Source organism: Terriglobia bacterium (assembly GCA_020073185.1).
In the GTDB taxonomy this organism is placed as follows: domain Bacteria; phylum Acidobacteriota; class Terriglobia; order Terriglobales; family Acidobacteriaceae; genus JAIQGF01.
In genome coordinates, this window is sequence record JAIQFT010000035.1 from 17,041 (window position 1) to 38,614 (window position 21,574).

At 62.4% G+C, this 21,574-nt stretch carries 16 protein-coding genes and 1 pseudogene; 8 read left to right on the forward strand and 9 right to left on the reverse strand.

The annotated features are described in order from the left end of the window. Nucleotides 1-195 precede the first annotated feature (195 nt). A complete protein-coding gene (locus LAN64_13510; GenBank protein MBZ5568853.1) occupies nucleotides 196-963 on the forward strand; it encodes a thiazole synthase in 768 nt (255 codons plus the stop codon). A gap of 164 nt (nucleotides 964-1,127) precedes the next feature. Here LAN64_13510 and LAN64_13515 read toward each other — a convergent pair whose 3' ends face one another. Further along, a complete protein-coding gene (locus LAN64_13515; GenBank protein ID MBZ5568854.1) occupies nucleotides 1,128-1,457 on the reverse strand; it encodes a hypothetical protein in 330 nt (109 codons plus the stop codon). A gap of 278 nt (nucleotides 1,458-1,735) precedes the next feature. On the opposite strand from LAN64_13515, the gene LAN64_13520 reads away from it, so the two are divergent. Next, complete coding sequence (locus LAN64_13520) at nucleotides 1,736-2,383, forward strand: putative Ig domain-containing protein (protein MBZ5568855.1); 648 nt, start codon at nucleotides 1,736-1,738, stop codon at nucleotides 2,381-2,383. Between the two features lie 87 nt (nucleotides 2,384-2,470). Here the strand turns inward: LAN64_13520 and LAN64_13525 are convergent, their stop codons facing one another. Together LAN64_13525 and LAN64_13530 are read right to left on the reverse strand one after the other, a co-directional pair. Next, complete coding sequence (locus tag LAN64_13525) at nucleotides 2,471-5,215, reverse strand: protein kinase (protein ID MBZ5568856.1); 2,745 nt, start codon at nucleotides 5,213-5,215, stop codon at nucleotides 2,471-2,473. 67 nt (nucleotides 5,216-5,282) lie between these two features. Continuing rightward, complete coding sequence (locus LAN64_13530; GenBank protein MBZ5568857.1) at nucleotides 5,283-7,889, reverse strand: serine/threonine-protein kinase; 2,607 nt, start codon at nucleotides 7,887-7,889, stop codon at nucleotides 5,283-5,285. Nucleotides 7,890-8,077: 188 nt separating this feature from the next. Between LAN64_13530 and LAN64_13535 the strand changes: the two genes are divergently transcribed. Next, nucleotides 8,078-8,302 carry a DUF2934 domain-containing protein gene (locus LAN64_13535; protein ID MBZ5568858.1) on the forward strand — a complete coding sequence of 75 codons (225 nt, stop codon included), beginning with the start codon at nucleotides 8,078-8,080 and terminating at the stop codon, nucleotides 8,300-8,302. A gap of 18 nt (nucleotides 8,303-8,320) precedes the next feature. Here the strand turns inward: LAN64_13535 and LAN64_13540 are convergent, their stop codons facing one another. Together LAN64_13540 and LAN64_13545 are read right to left on the reverse strand one after the other, a co-directional pair. Continuing rightward, a complete protein-coding gene (locus LAN64_13540) occupies nucleotides 8,321-9,115 on the reverse strand; it encodes a dienelactone hydrolase family protein (protein MBZ5568859.1) in 795 nt (264 codons plus the stop codon). Nucleotides 9,116-9,493: 378 nt separating this feature from the next. Further along, nucleotides 9,494-11,089 (reverse strand): hypothetical protein, encoded by a 1,596-nt coding sequence (locus LAN64_13545; GenBank protein MBZ5568860.1) that lies wholly within the window; start codon nucleotides 11,087-11,089, stop codon nucleotides 9,494-9,496. A 222-nt stretch (nucleotides 11,090-11,311) separates the two neighbouring features. Between LAN64_13545 and LAN64_13550 the strand changes: the two are divergent. The 4 genes and pseudogenes from LAN64_13550 to groL all read left to right on the forward strand — a co-directional run bounded on the left by LAN64_13550 (nucleotide 11,312) and on the right by groL (nucleotide 16,393). Further along, nucleotides 11,312-11,695 (forward strand): annotated as a pseudogene (locus LAN64_13550) (DUF1801 domain-containing protein). A 107-nt stretch (nucleotides 11,696-11,802) separates the two neighbouring features. Then, nucleotides 11,803-13,920: an MASE1 domain-containing protein gene (locus LAN64_13555; GenBank protein ID MBZ5568861.1), complete on the forward strand. Its 2,118-nt coding sequence runs from the start codon at nucleotides 11,803-11,805 to the stop codon at nucleotides 13,918-13,920. A 286-nt stretch (nucleotides 13,921-14,206) separates the two neighbouring features. Continuing rightward, nucleotides 14,207-14,539, forward strand: coding sequence for a co-chaperone GroES (groES, locus tag LAN64_13560; protein MBZ5568862.1), 333 nt, complete (start codon nucleotides 14,207-14,209; stop codon nucleotides 14,537-14,539). A gap of 186 nt (nucleotides 14,540-14,725) precedes the next feature. Continuing rightward, on the forward strand, nucleotides 14,726-16,393 hold the full coding sequence (gene groL / locus LAN64_13565) for a chaperonin GroEL (GenBank protein ID MBZ5568863.1): 1,668 nt from the start codon (nucleotides 14,726-14,728) through the stop codon (nucleotides 16,391-16,393). Nucleotides 16,394-16,489: 96 nt separating this feature from the next. Here the strand turns inward: groL and LAN64_13570 are convergent, their stop codons facing one another. The 4 genes from LAN64_13570 to LAN64_13585 all read right to left on the reverse strand — a co-directional run bounded on the left by LAN64_13570 (nucleotide 16,490) and on the right by LAN64_13585 (nucleotide 19,755). Further along, nucleotides 16,490-16,834 (reverse strand): STAS domain-containing protein, encoded by a 345-nt coding sequence (locus LAN64_13570; GenBank protein ID MBZ5568864.1) that lies wholly within the window; start codon nucleotides 16,832-16,834, stop codon nucleotides 16,490-16,492. A 199-nt stretch (nucleotides 16,835-17,033) separates the two neighbouring features. Further along, nucleotides 17,034-18,023 (reverse strand): polyprenyl synthetase family protein, encoded by a 990-nt coding sequence (locus LAN64_13575; GenBank protein ID MBZ5568865.1) that lies wholly within the window; start codon nucleotides 18,021-18,023, stop codon nucleotides 17,034-17,036. A 136-nt stretch (nucleotides 18,024-18,159) separates the two neighbouring features. After that, nucleotides 18,160-18,657, reverse strand: a complete 498-nt coding sequence (locus LAN64_13580) for a YajQ family cyclic di-GMP-binding protein (protein ID MBZ5568866.1) — start codon at nucleotides 18,655-18,657, stop codon at nucleotides 18,160-18,162. A gap of 6 nt (nucleotides 18,658-18,663) precedes the next feature. Further along, nucleotides 18,664-19,755 (reverse strand): peptidyl-prolyl cis-trans isomerase, encoded by a 1,092-nt coding sequence (locus LAN64_13585; GenBank protein ID MBZ5568867.1) that lies wholly within the window; start codon nucleotides 19,753-19,755, stop codon nucleotides 18,664-18,666. A 162-nt stretch (nucleotides 19,756-19,917) separates the two neighbouring features. Here LAN64_13585 and LAN64_13590 point away from each other — a divergent pair, with 162 nt between their 5' ends. Then, nucleotides 19,918-21,348 carry a cation-efflux pump gene (locus tag LAN64_13590; protein ID MBZ5568868.1) on the forward strand — a complete coding sequence of 477 codons (1,431 nt, stop codon included), beginning with the start codon at nucleotides 19,918-19,920 and terminating at the stop codon, nucleotides 21,346-21,348. Nucleotides 21,349-21,574 lie beyond the last annotated feature (226 nt).

The window sequence follows — 21,574 nt, forward strand, 5'->3', positions numbered from 1 at the left end:
AAAGAAGAGATTAAGCAGGACTACTACGGGGCTTGCTGAAGCAACCAGATAAGCACATACGCTAACTAGTGGTTGATCCGTCCGAACCCAAGAAGAAGTGAATGCTCGTTCTACAGGCGACCGAGCTCCGGTGGCCCGACAACCGACAATCGATAACCGACCCCTCAGCCACGCTGCATTGCTACAATGATGACCATGGACTCCTTCGTCATTGCAGGCCGCACGTTCCGTTCGCGCCTCATCGTTGGCACGGGGAAATACAAATCGGGCCAGGAAACCGCGCGCGCCATCGAGGCCAGCGGCGCCGAAATGGTTACCGTCGCCGTCCGCCGCGTCAATCTCGACCGCAGCAAGGAATCGCTGCTCGACTTCATTGATTCCAAGAAATATTTTCTGCTGCCCAACACCGCCGGTTGCTACACCGCCGACGATGCCATCCGCACCGCGCGTCTCGGCCGCGAGGTCGGCCTCTCCGACTGGGTCAAGGTGGAAGTCATCGGCGACCAGGCCACCCTCTATCCCGACGTGCAGGCAACCATCGAAGCGACCCGCGTGCTGGTCAAGGAAGGCTTTACTGTTTTGCCGTATACATCTGACGATATTGTGGTTGCCAAGCGTCTTGTCGACGCCGGCGCGGCCGCCATCATGCCCCTGGGCGCGCCCATCGGCAGCGGCATGGGCATCCAGAACCAGGCCAACATTCGCATCCTGCGCGAAATGCTGAGCCTTCCGCTGATCGTGGACGCCGGCGTGGGCACCGCCTCCGACGCTACCATCGCGCTCGAACTCGGCGCTGACGGCGTGCTCATGAATACTGGCATCGCCGCCGCCCAGGACCCGGTGCTCATGGCCGAAGCCATGAAGCACGCAGTGATCGCCGGTCGCGCCGCTTACCTTGCTGGTCGCATGCCCAAGAAGCTCTACGCCACTGCCAGCTCCCCGCTGGAAGGCGTGGTGCGCTAATCGGGTTTGAACGGGAAGGTGAAAGCGCCGGGCTTCAGCCCGGCGAGTCGCACGCCCGACACGATACGGGCTTTAGCCCCGGCAATCGTCAATCGGAAATGCAATAAGCAAGCCCGGCGTTCGGCCGGGCTTTTGCTCAAGACTTAGAACTCAAAACCTGCAACTCAATGTTGGTGCTCCGATGACGCCATCGCCAGCTTGTCAATGTGCAGCACGCCGCCCTTCACCGACCCGGTCACGTTGACATGATGTCCTTCGTGACCCTTGGTGGCGTCGGGATTGTCGAGATGCAAAACTTCCTTGCTGTTGTCGCTGACGAACACCGGCTTCTCGCCTGCCTCGATGCACTTCTTCGAGCACGCTGCCGCGCTGGCGTTTGCGCCTCGCGCGCCGCATTTTTCATCCACGATGTATCCCGTCATTGTCGCGCCGCTGGCAAACGCCATGGCGCTCAGCAGTGCCAAACAAGCCAGTATCGGCAGTAGCTTCTTCATGTGTTCTCCTTCTCCACGGCCTTGCCGCGAGTCCGAACTATTGGATTGTCGACCACCCCACACGGTTACATTTTGCGGCGATTGTACCAGTCCACACGCCCGGCGCAGACTGGGTCGCCCCTCGTCCCCAGGGCCGACTCACCGTGCTCCACGAACGTGGTGCTCACCCGGATAGAGCCGGCCTTCAGACCCCGCGTTGACGTCTGCAAAAGCCCGCTGAGGTTCTTCCGTATCGCCGAATCGGCAACCGACAATCCGCAATCTAACCTTATCTGCCTATGCGCCTGGCCTCGGTATTTCTCTACATCCTGTGCGTCCTCTGCGTCGGAACCCCGGCAGTCGCCCAGTCGCGCCCACGTCCCGAAATCCTCCCCGACGGCTCTCTCCGCCAGGTCTACTACTACCAACTCCAACCTCCCGCCAAAGGCACGCCGCCCTGGCGATGGCGACGGGTTCGCGGCGAGCTTCCACGGGGCATTGCGCTCGCGCGCAACGGCATCCTTGCCGGCGCGCCGACGACGCCGGGCGAGTATCACTTCTCGCTTGAAGCCACGGATTCAGCTCCCAGGCCCATTGTTCGGACCCGCAATTACATCCTCACCGTCCCCTCGCCCATCACCATTGTCTGGACACAAGCGCCGCAGCTTACCGCCGAAGGCGCCATTGCCGGCGAGGTCCAGGTCACCAACGGCACTGGACGCGCAGTCGATCTCACCGTGATCGTGGTGGCGGTCAACACCATCAACAAGGCCTTCGCACTCGGATACCAGCGCATCTCGCTCGGCCCCGGCTCGCAACGCGTCCCCTTCGGCTCGACGCTTCCGCACGACACTTACGTCGTCCACGCAGATGCCATCGCCGAAATCGCCGCAACCGGCGAAATCTACCGCGCCCGCTTGCAAACCGGTTCGCTCACAGTTCCGTAAAGCGCTTCTCGCGCAAAACTAAAGCGACGCTCTCATCCGCGCCGCTTCCGATCCCCACCGAAACTGAAACTGAAACTGAAGCTGAAGCTACTTCTTCACCTCCGCCGTCCAGTTCACCACCAGGTTCAGCGGCGCCGACGCGTCCTGCGTCCCTACGTTGAACAGGAACTTCTTTCCGTCGCGGCTGGCGTCATAGGCCACGCCATTTGCCGACGAGTCCTGGTGAAACAACTGGCGCACTTGTCCAACCTCGAAGCTCCCGCCTTTGTCGGTGACCTCGGCCGAGTACAGCGAGTCAGCGGCGTCAAAATAGAACAACTCCTTGCCATCGCCGCGCCACGCCGGGTAATCGCCTCCATTGATCGAAACTTGCCACTTGCCTCCCTGTCCGGAAGCGGCCGTCACGTACACCTGCCCCTGTCCCGCTTCGGTCGAGACATACGCGATCCATTTCCCGTCGGGCGAGATGCGGAAGTGGCTGACATTGGCCTGCGGACTAGCCGGTGCAATCAGCAGCGTCGGTTTCCCGTGGCCATCCGCCGGCACCGAATAGATCGAGTTGCCGCTCGGACCCAGTTGCGAGGTGTACAGCAGGTTTTGTCCATCCGGCGTCCAGGAGGGAAAGGCAGGGGTGACGCCCTTTTCCTGCACCAACAGGCGAGGCTTACCGCCACCGTTGGCCGGCATCAGGTAGAGCGTGCTGTCGCCCGCCGCGCCCTGGGTCCCTTGCGCTGCGTATGCGATCGTCTGCCCGTCTGGCGACCACGCCGGCTGGAACTTGGTCGGCGGATCGAACGTCAGCCGCGTCTTGATGTTTCGTACCGTGTCGAAAATCCAGATATCTTCCGAGGGCGAGCCGTAACCCACCGCGATCTTCGTTCCATCCGGAGAAATACGCGCGTCCATGTACTGCCCTCGGTCGCCTACCTGACCAATCCGTTTGCCCGATCGGTCGAACCACACCAATTGCGTCCCGGCATCGGCCGTTCCACTCTGGTAAGTCATCACGCTATTGGCCGAAACGGAGAACAGCGTTCGCCACACTGTGCCGTCGTATTGCACCCGATCCACCACCGGGAATGCGTCCCCTTTCAACGCCCCCCGTTGCGGATCGAACCGCTGTGCCATTACCGCCGTCTGTGCGTGGAACAACAGGTACCCGGAGGCGTACTGACCTCCGGCATCGGTCGCGATCAGCAGCTTGTTTTCCGTGCCGTCCAGAGATGCAAAGTAGATGCCGTTCTGGTCCCGCATTCCTCCGCTGTGGTTGGTCGCCAGGTACAGGAAATGCTTGCCGTCGGGCAGGAACCAGGGCCAGCGATGCGTCGTGTGCTTGCCCAGGTCCAGCTTGGTTACCGATTGCGCCGTACCCCCCTGCGCGCTGATCCGCATCAGGCTGACGTTGAAATCCGGCGCGTACACGATCGCGTTGTCCTTGCTCCACGTCCCGCCGCGCGCGTTGGGCGCGTCCGCCAGCGGCGCCACCGCCCCTCCGCTCGCAGGAATCTTGTTCAATTTTCCATTGGCAAAGAAACCTAGATACCGGCTGTCCGCCGACCAGAACGGAAAATACGCTCCCTCCGTTCCATCCAGCCGTTGCGCCGTCGGGCTGCTCAAGGCCCGTACCCACAGCGCCTTGGGACTGTCCGGCCCCCTGGCTGCGAATGCGATCTTCTCTCCATCCGGCGAGAGCACCGCCGGCCCGCCAAAATCGCCTTGCGCATCGAATGCCGTCTTCTCCGGCGGCAGTATGATCGCGTGGATAGCCCGCGGCGCCGGCTGCAGCCAAATCTGCGCCGCTGCGGCCATTGCCAGCACTACCGCCACCGCCGCCACCGCCCATGCCACCCACTCGCGCCGTTTGGTTTGTGCTTTCGGCTGCTGCGCCAAGGCCGCCGCTGCAGTCTGCGACGTCCAGCTCAGTTGCAGCTTCAGGTCATGCGCCGTCTGCAAGCGCTCGTCCGGGTCCTTCGCCAGGCAACTCTTGACCACCATCTCTAGCGCTGGCGGCGTCAGCGGTTGCGCCTGCGACATCGGTTCCGGCTCTTTTTCCAGGATCGCCGCCAGCACCGAAATCTGGCTTTTGCCTTCGAACGCCCGCTTGCCGACGGCCATCTCGTACAGCACGCACCCCAGGCTGAAGATGTCGCTGCGCGCGTCCGCCTCCGCCCCTTGCAGCGCCTCCGGCGACATGTACTGGAACGTGCCGACGATAGTCCCCTTCTGTGTCAGTGGCGACGCCAGCCCCGTCAGCGAAATCACCGGCGTGGTCGGACTGGAAGGCGTAATCGGCGCTCCACCTGCGCCCACTTTGCTGGCGCGCGCAGGTTGTCCGCTGGCCACCCCGACCATCGCCGCCGCCGGCTTCGCCAGCCCGAAGTCCATCAGCTTCGCTCCTGCCTTGGTCAGCATGATGTTCGCCGGCTTCAAATCGCGATGCACGATTCCCTGCCGGTGCGCTTTGTCCAGCGCGTCCGCCACCTCGCCGCCGACCTTCAGCACCTGTTCGATGGGCAGCGGCCCTCTCGCCAGCCGGTCGGCCAGTGTCTCGCCCTCCAGGTACTCCATGACGAGATAGTCGATTCCATCTTGTGAACCGACGTCATACAGATGGCAGATGTGCGGATGCGACAGGGAACTGATCGCCCGCGCCTCGCGCTCAAACCTCTGCTTCAGGTCGGGATGGCTGGCCAGGTGTTCGGGAATGATCTTGATCGCCACCGTGCGTTCCAGCCGCGTGTCGCGCGCCCGGTACACCTCGCCCATCCCGCCCGCGCCCGCCGCCGCCTGGACCTCATACGGCCCGAGTTTTATTCCCGCCTGCAATGCCATCTTGCCAACCTTCTCACCCGCTGAAAACTCACAACTTCAAACCCGAAACTCAAACCGAAACTGAAAACTACTTGAGCCCGTCGGCGATATAGATCGCGTACAGCCCGCGCCGATGCCGGTACACTGCCGTCGTTGCATCGGCGGACGTGACCATGCGCGCATACATTGAGCCCAGCGTCGCCAGTGGTTCCACTGTTTGCACCAGTTGCCGGCTCCCGCTCCCCACATCAACCAGGAAGATGCGCGTTGGCAGTTGCTGGTCCCAGGCGACCAGCTTGTGTCCGTCCGTGTTCCATCCGATTACCTCTTCATGGATCTCGATTCCCGGAATATCGCTCACCTTACCGGCCGCGACGTCCACCATCACGTATCTTTGTGTCGCCAGGTTCAGGGTCACGATCCGCGTTCCGTCGGGCGACAATTTCCCCCCTTTGCTTCCCGGCGGCGTCACCGGCCTTAGCTTGCCGTCGCGCATGTCCACAAGGTAATCGCGAAGGTCGTGGTTGGTGTCCAAGGCGGACAGCACCGCCCATCGCCCATCGCGCGAGAAGCTGACGCCATTTTCACTGCCGGAAAACGCAGCCGTCAGCTCTCCCAGATCGATCACTCTCTGGTCGCCGGTTCCGGTCGGATACAGGAACAGCTTGTGCAGGTCGCTGGCTCGCATCGCCGGTACCATGCGCCCATCGTAGGTGATCCCCGATCCGAATCCATCGCCGAGCAGGACCGGCGCCGCTCCATCGGTGTTGCGCAAGAACACCCGGTAGTCGTTGCCCTGGTAGCGGTTGAACACCACCCATTTGCCGTCCGGCGAAAGCGCCGACAGGTCCGCTGCTGCCTCGAAATCGCGGGTGCTCTTGTCGCCACTGCGCTTCAGTCCCACTTCGATCTGGTAGCGTACGCTTTCCAGCAGCACCCGGCCCGATGTCGAAATGTCTTCGATCACCAGTTCCGTGGGAGACCGCAGGACCGTCCGCGTGACTCCCGTCGGCGTGACGGCGTACAGGCCATCGTCCTCTCCCTGCAAGCTTGCCGTGTACCAGATCTCTTTTCCATCCGGCGTCCAGCACAGGCCACGGCCGGTCGAGTAAAACGGCGTCAGTCGGTGAGCCCCGCCCTGCGTGTCCAGCACCATCACTCCGCCGCGATCATCGGGAACATCAGGATGCTCGAAAAACGCGATGCGCCTGCCGTCCGGGCTGATGCGCACGTCCGAAATCCAACCCGGCGTCTCGAACCGCACCTTGCCGATGGGGAACTCCAGCCGTTGTTTGCCGCCGGCGCTGCGCACCACCGCGAACTCTTTCCCGTCGCGGCTGATGTCGGCGTCGTACACATCTTCAAGGATTGGCCGCGGCGTTCCGCCCTCCAGCGGCAATCGCGCCAGCGTGCCGCGCTGCAGCCACGACGCCAGGTAATGACGCTTCAGGATGACCGCCAACTCGCCGCTGTCCGCCATCCCAAGCACGTCGCCATCCAGGTTCAGCGGCTGTGCTTGCGAGCTATTGCTGCGTTTCGAATACAGTTGCCGCGCGCCGCCGTTCCATGCCGCCGAGTACACCACTGTGTTCCCGTCGCGCGTGAATCGTGCCGGACCGGCGTATCCCGGCTCGAAAGTCAACTGCTCGTAGGCTGCTGGTGAGGACGAGACTTGCCGGCGTCCAGCGAAATACGCCAGCATCACCGCCGCCCCTACCGCCAGTACGACCGCCACCGCTCCCACCCATCGCCGGCGCTCGGGCGGCAGCGCTGGTGCTTTCAGATCGCTCCCGCCGGAAGTCCCCGAAATCGCCTCCAGCGCGAATCCCACATCCCGTGCCGACTGAAACCTCCGCGCCGGTTCCTTCTCCAGGCATCGCCGCACGATCCTCTCCAGCCCCGGCGACACCTTTAGTGTTTCCGTCTCCAGCTCCGGCGGATCCTCTTTCAGGATCGCGTTCATTGTCTCGACGCTGGTCTCACCCTTGAACGCTCGCTGTCCGCTCATCATCTCGTACAAGAGTGCGCCGAAGGCGAAGATGTCGGTGCGCGCGTCCACCTCTTGGCCGCGCACCTGCTCTGGCGACATGTAGCCCGCCGTGCCCAGCACCACGCCCGGCGTGGTGACGCTCACGCCACCCGTCGTAACTCCGTCCCCCACCGCGGCCGCTTTCGCCCATTCGGGTGCCCCACCCAACCCGGCTTTGGTTGGGTGGGCTCGCAGCTTGGCTAAGCCGAAGTCCAGTATCTTCACCCGTCCGGTCTTGGTGATGAAGACGTTCTCTGGCTTCAGGTCACGATGTACCGCGCCCTGGTCGTGTGCCGCCGCCAGGCCCTCGGCGATCTGCGACGCGTACTCCACCGCGCGTCGCTGGCCCATCGTGCCTTCCTGCATCTCTTCGCGCAGCGTCTCTCCATTCAGCAGTTCGCACACCATGTACGGCGCGCCCTGGTGCTCGCCAGTGTCGTATACCGCCAAAATGTTGGGGTGATTCAGCGCCGCCACCGTCCGCGCCTCCTGCTCGAAGCGTCGCAGCCGGTCGGCATCGCGCGCAAATGATTCCGGCAGGACCTTAATGGCTACCTCCCTCCCTAGCCGGGTGTCGCGCGCTCGGTACACCTCACCCATCCCGCCGGCGCCCACGGCGGCTTGGACCTCGTAGGGCCCGACCTTGGTCCCTGGCTGTAAGGTCATGATTTCCTAGGGTGGATCGCCATTCTCAACAGGTGGGCGCATTATATGTCTGGCGCGGGTTTTCGGAAATGAGCACTTCTTCTCTCGACCCGGCGCCGAAATCAAGACTAAAAAAATCATCGCGGTGATAGAATTTTATACTTCGACAGCCGCGCCCGAATTCCGTAGGCTGGGTCTTGGAGGCACTGATGAGCACCACCCGCAGCAACGCCAATCTAAACGCAAATCTGGAGGAAAAAATCCGCTTCCGCGCTTACGAGCTTTACCTGCATCGCGGTGCCGATCATGGCCGCGCCCTGGACGACTGGCTCCAGGCCGAAGCCGAACTGCTTCGCAGCAAGCTGGGCGCTACTCCGATCGAAAGCGCGCCCGCCAAGCGTGTCCGCAGCAGCAGCAAGCGAAACGGCAAATAAAGGTCAACCCGCAACTCTCTACATACTCTTCAGCAGCCTTAGCCAGCGCTGCCAGGCTTCGTCGTGCGCCTTCTTGTCGGCATCGCGGCCGTTGGGGTCTTCGCCGCCGCGCATGAAGCCGTGTCCGGCGCCCTCGTATACCACCGGCTCGTACTTCTTGCCCGCAGCTTTCATCTTCTGCTCGGTGTCGGGAATGGTCGAGTTGATGCGCGCGTCGTTGCCGCCGTAGAAGCCGTACACCGGCGCGCTGATGTTTTCCATCCCACTGGACGGCGGCGGCCCGTAAAACACGAACGCCGCCGCCAGGTCTTTGCGGTTGGTGGCGAAGCGGAATGACTGCCCGCCGCCCCAGCAAAATCCCGCCACCGCCAGCTTCCCATTCGACGCCGGCAGCTTCTTGCCATAGTCGGCGGCGGCGTTCAGATCCGCGGTCACCTGGTCCGGCGGCAGCTTTCCAATCGCCTCGCGCGCGGCGTCGACGCTGGCGAATGCGTCGCTGCGCCCGCCGTTCGGCCCCATGCCGGAGAGTAGGTCGGGCGCGATCGCGATATAGCCGTTCGCCGCCAGTTGGTCGGCAACCCCGCGCACCCAATCGGTGAGGCCGAAGATCTCGTGGATCACCACCACCACCGGCGCTTTCGACTTCACTTCCGGATAGACGACGAACGCCTGCAGGTTGCGCTCGCCGTGCTTGATGCTAACCCACTCGCCGTGACGCGGGCTCTTTTCCAGCTTGGCCTTGGCCCAGTCCTGCGCCGACGAGCACACGGCCACTAACATCGTGAGGCATGCGACAACCATTGCGTTTCTCATGGCAGCACAGATGCTCCCTTCGGCCAAAGATTGCGCCGCTACTCCTTCTTGCTCGGATCGTCGCTCGGGTTGACGTAGTTGAACTGCAGCGGCGACGCGCCATGAATCTGCACCACCGTCTCGCCCTTGGTCTTGACGTGGCGATGCACGGCCATCCTCCGAGTGCGCCGGAGAATACGTGACTCCCGCGGAATACGTCAAGGTGGCGCCCCCGGAACCCTTCAACGTGCAGCTAAACCCCATGCACAGCGAGGCCCGAGAGTGGGTGGATTACCGCGAAGATAAGTGGGATCGGCGTTCGCTGGAGTAAGCGAGGCTAATCGGCTGCGACTCCCTCGGTTCCGCTCGGGACCGGTTCAGTCGAACCTTGATACACAACTAATGACCCGCCGCCTCGCGCGACACCTGGATCACTGACCGCATGGCACTGTCGTGGACCGCGTCGCGTAGTGGTGCCAGTTCCGGGGAGCTGGCCAAGCGCAGCGTCAAATCCAAATCCTTGATTACCTGGGTTCTGTTGCGGGAGACGGGGGCGGCCGCCCGCGCGCCCGGGCCTGTCGCCAGCACCGCGTCACGAAGTCGCGCCGATGTTTCTGCGTCGAAGCTCTCGGTCACAAAGACCATGTTGCCGGGCCACTGCTCGACGATGACAGGGCCTTCTTCGGTCGCGATCTCCACCGATGAGATCGGACCGCCAGCCTTGCCATCCGCCTTCCCATCGGCTGCAGCCGCCGCGTTTCGATAACGCTTAGCCACCGCCGCCGCATAGAATTTCGCAAAGCGCTCCGCCGCTTCCGGCGACTGCCAGCGCGACACGTACAGCAGCGCGACATCGTTGGTGGTGGCCGGCTGCCCCTGCGGCGAGCGCGCCACCGTCACGTACGAGCCTCCACGCCATGCCTTCGATAGTTCTCCCGCCAACCACTTGCTCCCGTACTGGTGGATAAACACCCGAACATCAAGCTCGCCGATGATGCCCGTGTCCTGCACTCGCACCGACTCGCCCAGCACCGGGTGCAGATCGGGAATGCGCACGGGAGCGATCTTCTCGTGCGCGATATAGGTGCGCGGCTGCAGGATCTCGTGCGTTAGCCGCGGCGGATGCTGCAGTGCTGTGGTGAACGCCAGCGCCCGGCTCCCTTGTTGCAGCAGCGCGATCTCGAACATCAGCCCTTCGCGATAGGGAAAAGCCATGCCCTGCCGGATCACCAACGGCGCGCGATACAGCACCGGGCCCTCGCTACCGTAGGACATGCGCTCCTGGAGGTACTCGTGCAAACCCGGCGAGTGTTCCAGGTCATGCCCCGAGGGTGCCAGCAGGAAGTCGAGCATGACCACCATCGCCTGGCCTTCGGTGACGCCGCGGCCGGCGGTGGAACTCTCGCCCGCATCGGTATCGCTGTTCACCACGGACTTGGCAGCATCGGCGACAGCCGCCTTGCGCTGCTTGTGCCATTTCTGCAGGTCATAGTTTTGGTCCTGCAGCGCGTGGGTCAACTCGTGCGCCAGCACACTCTTCTGTTCCTCGAGCGGGACCCAGTCGAGCAGCGAAATCATCTTCGTCTTCGGGTCGTAGAAGCCCGCCACCGATTCGCCCAGCAACTCGGCGGCGAATGCTTCCATGTCGAAATCGCGGGGCAGCACCCCGAATTTCTTCATGGCCAGCAGTCCGCGCTGCCGCTCCCGCTTTTCTTCCTCGCTCATGCTCTGCTCGCGCACCATGCGCTCGACTTCGCTCTGCCCGACCAGTTGTCGCTTGACGCTGGCCTTCTGCGCCAGCCCCGAATCCTTGCTGGCGAAGCCGGTGATGTCATCCACCGCCTTGAAGATCTGCTGCGCTTCCTCCGGCGTGACCTTGACCTTGACGCGCTTCTTCTCGCGCAAGTTTCGGGCATAGTCGCCCAGGGAAGGCTGGGGCGCGGCCGCCGGACGTTTCGGCGTGGGCGTCTCTTGTGCCTCTGCCGGCAGTGCCATGAAAACGCTAGCGCTCAAGAAGAGCAAAACCGCACAACGACGCGCGATTCCTGCCATGGCTGTCCTTATGAAAAATGTCGATGATCCTTGCTGGATCGTATCCGCGCCGGCCCGCCCCCTCAAGTTACCTTGGGGATGGGACGCCCAGTCATGCGGCGCGCTGCAATCGACGACGACTGTTCTTACTGACGACTGGAGCCTCTTCCCGGTAGACTTACCGGTGTGAAAAAAGCCAAGCCCGGTGATCTCGTCCCCAAGACCGTCGACGAATACCTCGCGCGCGTCCCCGAACCCGCCCGCAGCACATTGAAAATGATTCGGGCGACGATTCGCTCCGCTGTGCCGGTGGAAGCCACCGAGGCCATCAGCTATCGCATTCCGGCGCTCAAGTACAAGGGCATGCTGGTCTGATACGCCGCATTCGAGAAGCATTGCAGTTTGTTCCCGGGTTCGTCCGTGATCGTAGCGTTCAAGAATGAACTCGAGGGCTACTCCGTATCTAAAGGAACCATTCGCTTCCCGGTGGATAAGCCTCTGCCGGCCGGGCTGGTGAAGAAGCTGGTGAAGGCGCGCCTCGCGGAAAACGAAGGCAAAAAACAACGCTGAGCGGGCGGTTCGAGTAGGGAAGTGGACCTGCCCCACCCTCCACCCAAAATCCGCGATGCGGTGTATTCTGTTTTCAACTCGCCTCGAGGCGTTCCCGACGAGGTTACGTGCTCCCTTCCTCGCCTGATTCCCGGTACCAGCACCTCAACACGCCGGTTCGCAGTGCCTTCCTCATCCGCCTGACCATCGTTCTCGCTGCCTATTTTCTGGCCGGCAGGATTGGCCTCGCCGTTCCATTCACCAGCGCCAACGTCTCCCCAGTTTGGCCGCCGGCAGGCATCGCTCTTGCCGCTATGCTCGTATGGGGCTACCCAATGTGGCCCGCGGTTCTGCTGGGTGCGTTTCTGGTGAATTTCTTCAGTCCGATCCCCCCCACCGCCTCTTTCGGCATTGCCCTGGGAAATACCTCCAGCGCAGTTGTGGCGGCCTGGCTTCTGCGGCGGATCCCCGGATTCCGGCCGGCTCTGTCTCGTCTTCAGGATGTTCTTGCGCTCGTTCTTCTCGGGGCCTTGAGCACCACCGTTGCGGCGACCGTCGGTGTCACCACGCTCAATGTCGCCGGAGTGAAGCCCTGGTCGGGCTTTGCCTCGGCCTGGCTGATCTGGTGGTTGGGCGATGCCATGGGCGTCGTCGTCATCGCTCCCCTGATCCTGAGTTTTTCTCGACTCGCGCGCCTGCACGGTGAACGCCGCCTCGAGTTTGCCGGTTTGGCCAGCGCCGCCTTTGGCGTTTCTTTCCTGGTGTTCGACCATCGCCTCGGCTTGGGCGTCGCCGACAACGTGCTGGCCTTCGTGGTTTTTCCTTTTGTGATCTGGGCCGCCATCCGATTCGGAATCGCCGGCTCTGCCGTGGTCAGTGCGCTGGTCGCCGGCGTCGCCATCTGGGCCACCGCTGCCGGCTTAGGACCATTTGTCCAGCCGAACCCGATCCGCGGCGCCACCCTGCTCCAGGTATATCTTGGCGTCATCTCGGTCAGCGGATTGGCCCTCGCCGCTGTCTCGGCCGAGCGTGAAGCCGTCGCAGGCGCCCTGCAGACGGTGCAGGAACTGGCCCGGTGGCGCGAGCAGGCCGAGAAGGCTCTCCGCAGCAGCGAACAACGCCTCAGCGGGATCGTCAATTCCGCCATGGATGCCATCATTACGGTGGACCGATTGCAGCGCGTCGTCCTCTTTAACGCCGCTGCCGAGCGCATCTTCCGCTGCCCGGCCAGCGACGCCATCGGCCGCGATCTCGATCATTTCATTCCTGCTCGTTTCCGCGACGCCCATCGTCATCACATTCAGTCGTTCGGCGAGACCGGCGTCACCACCCGCTCCATGTCCTCTCCCGGAGTGCTGTACGGTGTGCGCTCCGACGGCGAGGAGTTTCCCATCGAAGCCACCATTTCGCAGGTGGAATCGGAGGGCGAGAAACTGTACACCGTCATTCTGCGCGACGTGACCCTGCGCCGACGGGCGGAAGAGGCTCTCGTGAAATCGGAAAAGCTGGCCTCCGCCGGCCGCCTGGCCGCCACCATTGCGCACGAAATCAACAACCCCCTGGCCGCCGTCACCAACCTTCTCTACCTGGCTCGCTGCGAGCAGAATCTTCCCGACGTCGCCCGCGAGCACCTCCAACTCGCCGATACCGAACTCCGCCGCGTCGCCCACATCACCAAGCAGACACTCGGTTTCTATCGTGATGAGAGCGCACCTGTCCGCTTCGACCCGGCCGAACTCCTCGACGATGTCCTCGCGCTGCTGGAAACCAGGGTCAAGGCGCAGAATCTCGCGGTCGAAAAGCGCTATCGCGCGCATCTCCAGGTGCTGGGCTCGCAGGGCGAGATTCGCCAGGTTTTTTCCAACGTGATCAGCAATGCCATCGAAGCCGTCCAGCCCGGCGGACGCCTCCATATCAAGGTCTCCTCGTCACGCGATTGGCGGTCGCCGGCCTCATGCGATTGGCGCTCCCCAGCCAGTCCTGGCGTACGCATCAGCTTTGCCGACACCGGCCACGGCATCGCGCCGGAAAATCTGGAGCGGATTTTCGAGCCCTTCTTCACGACCAAGAAGGACGCGGGCACCGGCTTGGGACTGTGGGTCTGCCGCCAGATTGTGGACAAGCATGGTGGCTCCATTCGCCTCCGCTCCCGCACCACCCCGCTTCGCTCCGGCACCGTCTTCTCCGTCTACCTGCCGGTCGCCGAAGTGTTCGAGAACAGAAAGCAGGCCGCCAACCATTCCTGACCTACGCCGCGCCCTCCGTCCTTGTCGGCTCTTGCGACTCGATCAACGGCATGTTGACCAGATGCTCGCTCAAGAACCAGTAGTAGACTTGCGGCTCGTCGTCTTGACAACGGAATCTCTGCTCGTTACACTTAGCACTCGCTAGGCTAGAGTGCTAACAAGAGCTTCGACTTGGTCCCTCGCGCTGGTGCATATATTGGCCGTATCGGATTGCAAGCAAAGCCTGTTAGCTGATTGTCCAAGGATAAGAATCATCTACTGTCACATTCCGCAAGGAGGTCGTTTCATGGCAAAGTTCACTCCCCTGCATGACCGGGTATTGGTCCGCCGGGTGGAAGAAGCAGAAACCACTCGTGGTGGCATCATTATTCCCGACACCGCCAAGGATAAGCCGCAAGAGGGCGAAATCATCGCCGTCGGCAAAGGCAAGGTCAACGAAGACGGCAAGGTCCGCCCGCTGGACGTGAAAGAGGGCGACCGCGTCCTGTTCGGCAAATACTCCGGTACCGAAATCAAGATTGACGGCGAAGAGCTGATCATCATGCGCGAGGAAGAAGTGCTCGGCATCCTCGTCGGCTCCAAGAAGGAAAAAGAAGAGAAAGCCGGATCGAGACGGTAAACAGCGTTTTCGGTTGCCGGGTATCGGTTCTCGGTTGTCGGTCAAACCAGGACTGAAGAAGAGCTGACTGAGGGAACGCAAAAGCTGACCGACCGAGAGACTGATCGACCGAGAGACCCAAAGACATCACAGACATTCCGGGCACGACACCTGCCCACAGAATTGCAAACGAGGAGACATACAAGTATGGCAAAGCAGATTGTTCATGGCGAGGAATCCCGCCAGGCGATCCTTCGCGGCGTCAACATCCTGGCCGACGCCGTCAAGGTCACGCTTGGACCCAAGGGCCGCAACGTGGTCATCGAAAAGAAATTCGGTTCCCCGTCGATCACCAAGGACGGCGTAACCGTGGCGAAGGAAATCGAACTCAAAGATCCCCTGGAGAACATGGGCGCGCAGATGGTGCGCGAGGTCGCCAGCAAGACCAGCGACGTGGCCGGCGACGGCACCACCACCGCCACCGTGCTGGCACAGTCCATTTACCGCGAGGGCGTCAAGACCGTGGCCGCCGGCGCCAACCCGATGGCACTGAAGCGCGGCATCGAGAAGGCCGTGTTCGCCGTCACCGGCACGGTGGACAAGGATGGCAACCGCATCCCCGGCGCACTGGACAAGTACAGCAAGTCGGTCGCCGGCGACATGACCGCCATCGCCCAGGTCGGCACCATTTCGGCTAACAATGACGAGACCATTGGCCGCATCATCGCCGAGGCCATGAAGAAGGTGGGCAAGGACGGCGTCATCACGGTGGAAGAATCCAAGACCATGGAGACGCAGTTGGAGGTCGTCGAGGGCATGCAGTTCGACCGCGGCTACCTGTCGCCCTACTTCGTCACCGACCCGGAGCGCATGGAAGCGATCCTGGAAGACCCCTACATCCTGATCCACGAAAAGAAAATCAGCTCGATGAAGGACCTGCTGCCGCTGCTGGAGCAGATCGCGCGCGCCAGCAAGCCGCTGCTGATTATCGCCGAGGACGTTGAGGGCGAAGCCCTGGCGACCCTGGTGGTGAACAAGCTGCGCGGCACGCTGCAGGCGGTCGCGGTCAAGGCGCCGGGCTTCGGCGATCGCCGCAAGGCCATGCTGCAGGACATCGCGATCCTGACCGGCGGCAAGGCTATCACCGAAGACCTCGGCATCAAGCTGGAGAACGTCCAGCTTGCCGACCTCGGGCGTGCCAAGCGCGTGACCATCGACAAGGACAACACCACCATCGTCGAGGGCAAGGGCAAGCACACCGAGATCGAAGGCCGGGTCAAGGAAATCCGCGCCCAGGTGGAGAAGACCACCAGCGACTACGACCGCGAGAAACTCCAGGAGCGCCTGGCCAAACTGGTGGGCGGCGTGGCGGTGATCAAGGTCGGTGCTGCCACCGAGACCGAGATGAAAGAGAAGAAGGCGCGTGTCGAAGACGCGATGCACGCCACCCGCGCGGCAGTCGAGGAAGGCATTGTCCCCGGCGGCGGCGTGGCCCTGGTGCGCTGCGTCGAGGCCATTGACAAGCTGAAGCTCACCGGCGATGAGCACATCGGCGCCAACATCGTGAAGCGCGCGTTGGAAGAGCCTCTGCGCCAGATCGTCGAGAACGCCGGCGAGGAAGGCGCGGTGGTCATGGGCAAGATTCGCGACAACAAAGATGCGAACTTCGGCTACAACGCCCAGACCAGCCAGTTCGAAGACCTGGTCAAGGCCGGCGTCATTGACCCGACCAAGGTCACTCGTACCGCGCTGCTGAACGCGGGCTCGATTGCGTCGTTGATGTTGACCACCGAAGCCCTCGTCGCCGAAATCCCGGAGGACAAGAAAGCTCCGTCGATGCCCGGCGGGCATGGTGGGATGGGAGACATGTACTAAGGGCAGCTCTGATGTGGCGCGGGCGCATTCGCCCGCGAAACTAAAAGCCCGGCGTAAGCCGGGTCTTTTTTTGTTCCTGAAACTTGTCCGTGGACGCTATTCCATGCCGTAGGTTTCCAAGACGGAGGCGAGGTGGGTCAACTTCAGCAAGCTGGTGACACTGGGACTGGGATTCACCAGCCTGAGCTCGCATCCGGCGGTCTTGGCGGAGACGTAGGTGGAGAGCAGGGCGCCGAGACCGGAGCTGTCAATAAAATGCAGGTCGGCGAGGTCGAGGTGGATGTTCTTGTGTTCCGGGAGCAGCTTCTTGACCTGTGAGCGGAGGGTCTCGGAAGTCTCGCTGTTGAGGCAACCGCTGCACTTGAGGATCGAAACCTCGTTGGAGGCGGTGAGCTGCAAGGAGAACGGGTACGGGGGAGTGGGTACGGCATTGGCAGCCATCGGGTTCTTCCTCAGTACAGATGTTCGGATCGGCCAGCCCCCCGTGGCGCGGAAGGAGTAACGCTATTGTACCGCGGATATGGAAGCGGCGGAGTATCGCGGGACGAGAAAAGCTGTGGATTTGGGATCGTGATAGGAATGGAACGCAATAGCAACGGCCCAGGGGTTTTCCGCTGAGTTGTTCATTTGTTTCAGACGGTTATTTCTCTCGCGCGACGACGAAATCCGGGACCCAGAGCAGGGCGCGCTTGATTTCGGAATCGGGGAAACTGCAGATGGCCTGGCGGGCATCCTGGGCAAATTCCGAAGCGCGGGCAAGGGCGGCGTCGAGCGAGCCGTAGCGGGTGAGGAGGTCGAGAATCTGCTGGTGGGTGACGCTGCTGAAGGCGCGTTCGTCGAGCACGGTTTGGATATTCTGGCGCTCCTCGCGAGTGCAGCGCTGAAGCGCGTGGATGACTGCCATGGTGACCTTGCCTTCGCGAAGGTCGCTGCCCACAGGCTTGCCGAGGATGTCTTCGGAGGCGGTTAGGTCGAGGACGTCGTCCACGATCTGGAAGGCCATGCCGACGGAGCGGCCGTACAGGGCGAGTCTATCTTCCTGCTCGGAGTCGGCGCCTCCGAGGATGCCGCCGAGGCGCATGCAGATGGAGAACAGGCACGCCGTCTTGCGATAGATGAGGTCGAAGTGCTCGTCGAGGGAGATGAGGCGGCCGAGCTTTTCCATTTGCAGCAGCTCGCCTTCGACCATCATCTGGGTGAGATCAATCAGCACGTCGAGGACGCGGAAGTTCCGCTGCTGGACGGCGATCTTGAAGGCCTGCATGTAGAGCCAGTCGCCGGCGAGCACGCACTTGGAATTGCCCCATTGCGTGTTGGCGGCGGCGCGACCACGGCGGGTCTGGGCTTCGTCAATGATGTCGTCGTGGACGAGGGTGGCGGTGTGGATGATTTCCACCACCGCGCCCAGCTGGATGGCGCCGCGGTTGCCATTGCCGAACAGCTTGGAGGAGAGCAGGAGCAGGGCGGGGCGGATACGCTTGCCGCCGCCGGCGCGCAGATATTCGCCGATGTCGGTGATGACGCGGACATTGGAAACGGTGTCGCGGCCGAACTCGCGCTCGATGGCGGCGAGATCGTCGCGGAGGAGCTCAAACACTTCGCGCGCGTTGGTGGCGGGCTGGGTGGCCATTCCGTCGTTAGTCGCTGGTCGTTGGTCGTTGGCCGAAATGCAAGGTCTCTCGACTCGGACACGCAACCGCGGCGCGTCCTGGCTCGGGAAGACATCAGCAATAAAAATTACTTCGACTCAAAAGCAAGAAACTGATTTAGAACGTCCGGTAATTGATGAACTGCATGTCAATGCCGAAATCGGAGTTTTTCAGCAAAGCGATTATCTCCTGCAGAGCGTCGCGGTCGCGGGCGCTGACGCGCACCAAGTCCCCCTGGATGGATGCCTGCACCTTCTTCTTAGAGTCTTTGATTTTCTTGACGATCTCGCGCGCCTTCTCAATCGGGATGCCCTGCTGCAGGGAGATGCGCTGGCGCACGGTGGAGCCGGCGGCCGGCTCGACGCTGGCGTAGGTCAGGCCTTTCAGCGGCACGCCGCGCTTGACCAGCTTCTGTTGAAAGACATCGTTGACCGCCTTGAGCTTGAATTCGTCCACCGAGGAAAGGACGATGGCGTCCTTGCCTTCGAGGGCGATGTTCGACTTGGAGTCCTTGAGATCAAAGCGGGTATGGACTTCCTTGAGCGCCTGCTGGATGGCGTTGGAGACCTCCTGCAGGTCGATCTTGCTGACAATGTCGAAAGAATTGTCGGGCATAAGACGTTACCGACCCGGCGGTTTTGCGGGCGGAGGAGGAGTTCGGGGAACTGCCGCGGGTGGACGCCGCGGAGGGCCACCCGTCGCCGGACGCCCCGGCATGGCCCCCTCCGCGCCGCTAGGCGCAGGCGGTCCAAAGTAATCCTGGTTCAAGTTTGGCTTGGCCTTATTGGTGAACTGTTCGACCGCGCTCTTCATGCGTTCGGCCTCAAGGTTGTGGTTGATGTCCGGAGTGACTTCGGCGAGGGTGAGTTTCTTTTTCGATTCGATCTTGAGGATGTAGAACCCGCCGGGTTCGTCCAGAACTTCGGAGACTTGGCCGGGTTGGAGGTCAAATACCTTCTGCTGGCTGGGTGGGAGGCCCTCGCGGCCCTGTGTTCCGGCGGCGGTGGACGGCGGCGGGTTCTTGATGCCGAGATCGTCGTAGGCTTGTTTCTGCAGCTTCTCGAAGTCACCGCCGGCGGCAGCGGCAGCTTGGGTCTTGTCGGCTTCGGCCTTGAGGGTCTTTTCGTCGAGCGGCTTCTCGCCGCCGGGCGGGGTCTTGGGGATGAAGATGCGCTGGAAGGATCCCTGCACGAACTGCGATTGATGGTCGTTGTAGTACTTCTCGGTCTCGGCGGGCGGGACCTGGGAGGCTTCTTTCTGCAGCCCGCGGATGAGCAGTTGGGTGAGCGTCTGCATGCGGGAGAAGTCGAGGACCAGCTTCGCGTCGGCCGTGTTCTGCAGTCCACGCTGCTCGGCCACATCGCTCAGGACGATGATGCGAGAATAGACGTCGGCTAGCTGCTGGCGGCGCTGTGGTGGCATGTTGGGATCGAGAGCGTTAACCAGTTTTTCAAAATCGGCGCGCGTGATCACCGTCTTGCAGTCTGGCGACGGGGTGGCTGCGACCTTGCCATCGCACAGCCCATCAATGGTAATAACGGCAGCGGTGGGCGCGACTTCGGCCTTCGGGCCGGGCGCGGCAGGGGTAGGGTGGGGCTTGGCGGCCGGCCTGGCGCTGGGTTTGGCGGCCGGCGTACTCGGCTTCTGCGCAGGAGGGGTGGTTTGCGAGAAAGCGAGAGCGGACAAGAAAAGCAAGGTCAACAGTCGATACATTCCGTTGGCTCCAGAGCGTCAATCGTAGCACGAGGGAACGAGTCCGAGGTCTGAGTTAGGAGTAATAAGTACCAGTCCCGAGCATCGGGCGGCACCCTCCCTGGGCTTGGCTCCCTTAGCCAAAGCTGATACGAGTCGCAACTCGAATGAGATAATCGGGTGATGGCGGGCACACCGACGATGCTGACGATGGAGGCGATGCGAGCCGAGAAGCGCGCGGTGGCGCAGAACTCCGTCTTTGCGGCCATCGGGATCACGGTGCTGAAATTCATTGTTGGGATCAGCACCGGGTCACTGGGAATTTTATCGGAGGCAGCGCATTCGGGGCTGGATTTGGTGGCGGCGGCGATCACGTTGATGTCGGTGCGGGTATCCGACAAGCCCGCCGACGCGGAACACCAGTACGGTCACGGCAAGGTGGAAAATTTCTCGGCGTTCATCGAGACCGGATTGCTGCTGCTGACCTGTGTGTGGATCGTGTATGAGGCGGTCAACCGGCTGTTCTTCCATCACGTGGAGATCGAGCCGAGCGCGGCGGCGTTCGTGGTGATGTTCATCTCCATCGTGGTGGATGTGTGGCGATCGCGGCGGCTGAAGCGAATCGCGGACAAGTGGGACAGCCAGGCGCTGCATGCCGACGCCCTCCACTTCAGCACCGACGTGTGGTCGAGTTCGGTGGTGATTCTAGGGCTGGCGGTGGTCATGCTTGGCCGCAAGCTGTCCGTGGGGTGGCTGGCGGATGCCGACCCGATCGCGGCGCTGGTGGTGGCCTGCGTGGTGGTGTACGTGAGCTGGCGGCTGGCGCGGCAGACGATTGATGCGCTGCTGGACGCGGCGCCGACGGGGGTGCGAGCGCGGATCATGGATGAGGTGCGGAGCGTGGAAGGCGTGCTGGAGGTGGACCGGGCGCGCATACGGCGGGCCGGGAACCGCTACTTCGCCGACCTGGAAATCGGGATGCACCGCAACGTCACCTTCCAAAAATCGGAGCAACTCGGGCAGCGGGTGACCGAAGCGGTGCACCGCGTGCTGCCCGATGCCGACGTGGTGGTCCACTCGGTGCCGCGAGCCCGCGGCGAGGAAAACATCTTTGAGCGCATTCGCGCCGTGGCGGCACGCGACAATTTCAACGTGCACGACATCAGCGTGCAGGACCTGGCGGGGCGGTTGCACGTCGAGCAGCACCTGGAGTTGGACGAGCGGCTCAGCCTGAAGGAGGCGCACGACCTGGTCACGGGACTGGAGACGGAGATGCGGCGCGAGGTGCCGGAGATATCGTCGATCCTGACGCACATCGAGAGCGAGCCGGCGACGATTGAGGCGGGTAGCGAGATCGCGCGCGACCAGCGCCTGGAAAAAACCGTGCGGCGGATTGCCGGGCAGGTGTCCGAGGTAGTGGACGTGCACGAGATCGTGGTCAAGAAGGTGCGCGACAAGCTGTACCTTTCCTGCCATTGCACGCTGCCGGACACCCTGGCGCTGTCGCAGGTGCACGATATCCAGACCGAATTGGAGATTCGCTTGAAGCAGGAAGCGCCGGAATTGTTCCGCGTTCTGATCCATCCGGAGCCGGTGACCGATAATCGGCGCTGAAGGTCTCGCCGGAGTGAAGTCCGCGTTTCTGCACTCGCGAGGGCGCGTGTGCCACCAGTAAGTCCCGATTTGACAGTATTTAAGGTTAGAGGGGTATCCACTTGACTCAGGTGACCCCAACAGGTAGTGTGCTGGGCCATGCTGCAGGTCGTGGAGGATTATCCCAGGACGCTGGCGGAACTGGAAGCGCGGTTCAGCAGCGAGCAGGCCTGCCGGGAGTATCTGT